Genomic DNA, 5491 nt, shown 5'->3' on the forward strand with positions numbered 1-5491 from the left:
TCTCGGACGAGCAGAGGAACTCGTCGAGGTCGCTCTCCTCCGGCGGCAGCCCGTCGATGTTCGCGTAGAGGTCGTCCGGCTGGTCGACGTCACGGCCGGGCGTCGGGCCTCACCAGCCCCGGGCGCGCCACTGGGGGAGCTGTCCGCGCTCGTCGCCGAGCGTGGTGTCGTGGCCGTGGCCCGGGTAGACCCAGGTCTCGTCGGGAAGCTGGTCGAAGAGCTTGGTCTCCACGTCGTGGAGCAGGCTCGCGAATGCCTCGGGGTCCTTGCGGGTGTTGCCGATGCCGCCGGGGAAGAGGCAGTCGCCGGTGAAGAGGTGCGGAGCCCCGTGCGGGTCGTCGTAGACCAGTGCGATGGAGCCCGGCGTGTGGCCGACCAGATGGACGGCGGTCAGGGTGACCTCGCCGACCCGGATGGTGCCCCCGTCCTCCACGAGGACGTCGGTCGCGACCGGGATGCCCTCGGCGTCGTACCGTCCGGCGTAGGTGACGGCGCCGGTGGCGGCCACCACCTCGGCCAGCGCCTGCCAGTGGTCACCGTGCTGGTGCGTGGTGACCACCGAGGCGATGCCGTCCTCGCCGACGAGCCGCAGCAGGGTGTCCGCCTCGTTGGCGGCATCGATGAGGAGCTGCTCGCCGGTGGCCCGGCAGCGCAGCAGATAGGCGTTGTTGTTCATCGGGCCGACCGCGACCTTGGAGATCATCAGGCCGGTCAGCTCGTGCACGTCCGCGGGTCCGCCGACCCGCACCGCTCCGCTGTAGGTCATGGGCGGCAGCCTATAGCGGCGGCAGTACGGGGAGGGGGCCGCCCTCCACGGTCAGGGCCGAGCCGTCGCGGCGGCCCGAGAGCCAGCCCAGGAGCTCCGGAGCCGGGCCGCTGACACCGGTCACGGGGCCCTCCTTGCCGCCGCCCGTGGTCCAGACCCGGCCGTCGGCGTCCCGGATCCCGGTGGAGACCACCTGCGGGTGGCGTCCGAAGCGTTCCGCCAGGAAGTCGATCTCCCGGACCACGAACGCCTCCGGCAGGTCCTCCAGCTCGTACCCCGTACCGAGGTCCACGTGGTGCAGCTCGACCTCGGCCCAGCGCCGGAAGGGGAGGTGGAAGGCGGAGTCCGTCACGCCGCCCCGCAGTTCCACGGTGCGTGACCAGTCGGCGGGGACGGCGGCCTCGGCGAGGAACCGCTCGCCGCTCGTGCGCAGGTCGTCCAGGTGCTCGGCGAGCGAACGGGGCGCTCCGGCCTCGATGTCGCGGTCCCGGATTTCGCCGCTCGCGTACATCGGGAGTCCGCGGAGAACATTTCGGAGCGCGTCGGCGTTACGTGACAGGTGGGCCAGAACATGGCCCCGGGTCCAACCGGGCAGTCGGGACGGTTCGGGGACAGTGGATTTGTCCCATAAGGCGGCTGCGGCAAGCAGGCGTTCCGTCGCTCCGCGTACAGATTCCAGGTCGCGCACATGATCGCTCATGCGACCGAGCGTAGCTCTGCCACTCGTTCGGGTGAAGGAGGTAACGACCGGCCGGAAATCGAATGTGCGTGCTATACGCTCGAAGTCGAAAGCTTTTCAACACCGCTGTGGCGCCCCCCATACCCTGGATCAGGGGGCTCAGTTCCCCCGTTTCTCTCAAGAAAGGTGCGGACCGGCGTGGCCGACCGTCTCATCGTCCGTGGCGCGCGCGAGCACAACCTGAAGAACGTCTCGCTCGACCTGCCCCGTGACTCCCTCATCGTCTTCACCGGGCTCTCCGGGTCGGGCAAGTCCTCCCTCGCGTTCGACACGATCTTCGCCGAGGGGCAGCGGCGCTACGTCGAGTCGCTCTCCTCGTACGCCCGGCAGTTCCTCGGCCAGATGGACAAGCCGGACGTCGACTTCATCGAAGGTCTCTCGCCCGCCGTCTCCATCGACCAGAAGTCGACCTCGCGCAACCCGCGCTCGACGGTCGGCACCATCACGGAGGTCTACGACTACCTCCGTCTGCTCTTCGCCCGTATCGGCAAGCCGCACTGCCCCGAGTGCCGGCGGCCGATCTCCCGCCAGTCCCCGCAGGCCATCGTGGACAAGGTCCTCGGCCTGCCCGAGGGGAGCCGCTTCCAGGTGCTCTCCCCGCTGGTCCGTGAGCGCAAGGGCGAGTTCGTCGATCTCTTCGCCGACCTCCAGACCAAGGGGTACAGCCGCGCGCGGGTCGACGGCACGACCATCCAGCTCTCCGAGCCCCCCACGCTCAAGAAGCAGGAGAAGCACACCATCGAGGTGGTCATCGACCGCCTCACGGTGAAGGACAGCGCCAAGCGCCGGCTGACCGACTCGGTGGAGACGGCCCTCGGCCTCTCCGGCGGCATGGTCGTGCTCGACTTCGTGGACCTCCCCGAGGACGACCCCGAGCGCGAGCGGATGTTCTCCGAGCACCTCTACTGCCCGTACGACGACCTCTCCTTCGAGGAGCTGGAGCCCCGCTCCTTCTCCTTCAACTCGCCCTTCGGCGCCTGCCCCGACTGCACGGGCATCGGCACCCGCATGGAGGTCGACGCCGAGCTGGTCGTCCCGGACGAGGAGAAGTCGCTCGACGAGGGGGCCATCCACCCCTGGTCGCACGGCCACACCAAGGAGTACTTCGGCCGTCTGATCGGCGCACTCGCCGAGGCACTCGGCTTCCGTACGGACATCCCCTGGGCGGGGCTGCCCCAGCGCGCCAAGAAGGCCCTGCTCTACGGCCACAAGATCAAGACCGAGGTGCGCTACCGCAACCGCTACGGCCGCGAGCGCGCCTACACCACCCCGTCCTTCGAGGGTGCGGTCCAGTTCGTCAAGCGGCGGCACTCCGAGGCCGAGAGCGACTCCAGCCGGGAGCGCTTCGAGGGGTACATGCGTGAGGTCCCCTGCCCGACCTGTGAGGGCACCCGCCTCAAGCCGATCGTCCTCGCGGTCACGGTGATGGAGAAGTCCATCGCCGAGGTCGCCGCGATGTCGATCAGCGACTGCGCCGAATTCCTCGGCCGCCTCAAGCTCAACGCCCGCGACAAGAAGATCGCCGAGCGGGTCCTCAAGGAGGTCAACGAGCGGCTGAGGTTCCTCGTCGACGTGGGCCTCGACTACCTCTCGCTGAACCGCGCGGCCGGCACCCTGTCCGGTGGCGAGGCCCAGCGCATCCGCCTCGCCACCCAGATCGGCTCCGGCCTGGTCGGCGTGCTGTACGTGCTGGACGAGCCGTCCATCGGCCTGCACCAGCGCGACAACCACCGGCTGATCGAGACCCTGGTCAGGCTCCGCGACATGGGCAACACGCTCATCGTCGTGGAGCACGACGAGGACACGATCAAGGTCGCGGACTGGGTCGTGGACATCGGCCCCGGCGCGGGTGAGCACGGCGGCAAGGTGGTCCACTCCGGATCGCTGAAGGAACTGCTGGCCAACAAGGAGTCGATCACCGGCCAGTACCTCTCGGGCAAGCGGGAGATCACCGTCCCCGACGTCCGCCGCCCCGTGGACCCGAGCCGCCGGCTCACCGTGCACGGTGCCCGGGAGAACAACCTCCAGGACATCGACGTCTCCTTCCCCCTCGGCGTCCTCACGGCCGTCACCGGGGTCTCCGGCTCCGGCAAGTCCACCCTGGTCAACGACATCCTCTATACCCACCTGGCCCGGGAGCTCAACGGCGCCAAGTCGGTCCCCGGCCGGCACACCCGGGTGGACGGCGACGACCTCGTGGACAAGGTGGTCCACGTCGACCAGTCGCCCATCGGGCGGACCCCCCGGTCCAACCCGGCGACCTACACCGGAGTCTTCGACCACGTCCGCAAGCTCTTCGCGGAGACGATGGAGGCGAAGGTGCGCGGCTACCTGCCGGGCCGCTTCTCCTTCAACGTGAAGGGCGGGCGCTGCGAGAACTGTTCGGGCGACGGCACCATCAAGATCGAGATGAACTTCCTGCCCGACGTCTACGTGCCGTGCGAGGTCTGCCACGGCGCCCGGTACAACCGGGAGACCCTGGAGGTCCACTACAAGGGCAAGTCCATCGCCGAGGTGCTGGACATGCCGATCGAGGAGGGCCTGGAGTTCTTCGAGGCCGTCCCGACCATCGCGCGGCACCTGCGCACCCTCAACGAGGTCGGTCTCGGATACGTCCGGCTCGGGCAGTCCGCGCCGACGCTCTCCGGTGGTGAGGCACAGCGCGTGAAGCTGGCGAGCGAGCTCCAGAAGCGCTCCACCGGCCGCACGGTCTACGTCCTGGACGAGCCGACCACCGGTCTGCACTTCGAGGACATCAGCAAGCTGATCAAGGTCCTCTCCGGGCTGGTCGACAAGGGCAACTCCGTCGTCGTCATCGAGCACAACCTCGATGTGATCAAGACGGCGGACTGGGTCATCGACATGGGACCCGAGGGCGGAAACGGCGGCGGCCTGGTGGTCGCCGAGGGCACCCCGGAGGAGGTGGCGGCCGTCCCCGCGAGCCACACCGGGAAGTTCCTCCAGGACGTCCTGGACACCGACCGGATCAACGAGGCGGCCGTGCCCCCCGCGCGCAAGCCGGTGCGCAAGACCGCCGCCAAGAAGACGGTCGCCGCGAAGACCGCTCCCGCCCGGCGGACGGCCACCGCCGCCACGGCGAAGCAGCCCGCCGCGAAGAAGCCGGCGGCCAAGAAGGCGACCCGCGCCCGCAAGGCCTGACGCGCCCCGCCCCGGCCCGCCGGTGTGCCCCTTCCCTCCCGGGGTTCCGGGGGAGGCACACCGGCGGGCCGGGCCGCGTGCTGCCCGGACCCCGGAAGGCGTGCCCTGAGGCCCGGATGGCCTGCCCGGACCCCGCCGCCCGTTCGTGCCGCGCCCCGCCCATGCCGCGCCCCCGCTCCCACGGGCGGCCCGTCCGGGCCCGTCGGTCCGTGGGCCGGACCCGGGCGCCGGGGTGCCGATCTCCGCCGGTATCGTCGGTTCTGTCGTCGCGCCCCGACCGTGCGCCCGTCGCCCTCACCGGCCCGCGACGCCCCGTACGTCCGTGAACACCCCGTACCACCGCACACCCCCTGTACCACCGACCTCCGTGGAGACCGCGATGTCCGGCTCGCCCGCCACCCGCCGCACCGTGCTGAAGGGCGCCGCGCTCGCCGGCGCCGCCGGGCTGGGGGCGGCCGCCTGCTCGACCGAGTCCAAGCTCGGGCACGCCGAGACCCCGACCCCGACCGCGCAGGTGGACCTCGGCGCCGCCGACGCAGTACCGGTCGGCGGCTCGAAGCTCTACAGCGAGCAGCGCCTCGTGGTGACCTGCCCGTCGAAGGGGCAGTACAAGGCGTTCAGCGCCCAGTGCACCCACGCGGGCTGCCTCCTGTACAAGGTCGAGGACAACGAGGGCCACTGCCCCTGCCACGGCAGCGTCTTCGACACCACGACCGGCAAGGTCATCCACGGCCCGGCCACCGTGCCGCTGCCCGCCGTCCCGGTCAGCGCGGAGGGCGGCAGGCTCACCGCCGGGCCCGGCGCCTGACCCCTGCCGGGCGCGGGCC

At 70.6% G+C, this 5491-nt stretch carries 4 protein-coding genes; 2 read left to right on the plus strand and 2 right to left on the minus strand.

Annotation, left to right across the window (positions count from 1 at the left end; all coding sequences use genetic code 11):
- Positions 1 to 109: 109 nt before the first annotated feature.
- Together ACWD3D_RS32680 and ACWD3D_RS32685 are read right to left on the minus strand one after the other, a co-directional pair.
- Positions 110 to 766, minus strand: a complete 657-nt coding sequence (locus ACWD3D_RS32680; RefSeq protein WP_451464355.1) for an MBL fold metallo-hydrolase — start codon at positions 764 to 766, stop codon at positions 110 to 112.
- A gap of 10 nt (positions 767 to 776) precedes the next feature.
- A complete protein-coding gene (locus tag ACWD3D_RS32685) occupies positions 777 to 1466 on the minus strand; it encodes a maleylpyruvate isomerase family mycothiol-dependent enzyme (RefSeq protein WP_451464356.1) in 690 nt (229 codons plus the stop codon).
- A gap of 177 nt (positions 1467 to 1643) precedes the next feature.
- Here ACWD3D_RS32685 and uvrA point away from each other — a divergent pair, with 177 nt between their 5' ends.
- Positions 1644 to 4664, plus strand: coding sequence for an excinuclease ABC subunit UvrA (gene uvrA, locus ACWD3D_RS32690; protein WP_451464357.1), 3021 nt, complete (start codon positions 1644 to 1646; stop codon positions 4662 to 4664).
- A gap of 379 nt (positions 4665 to 5043) precedes the next feature.
- The gene (locus ACWD3D_RS32695; protein ID WP_451464358.1) at positions 5044 to 5472 is read left to right on the plus strand and encodes a Rieske (2Fe-2S) protein; all 429 of its coding nucleotides are present in this window, start codon (positions 5044 to 5046) and stop codon (positions 5470 to 5472) included.
- The last annotated feature ends 19 nt before the right edge of the window (positions 5473 to 5491 follow it).

The sequence above is a fragment of the Streptomyces sp. NPDC002690 genome (assembly GCF_053592415.1).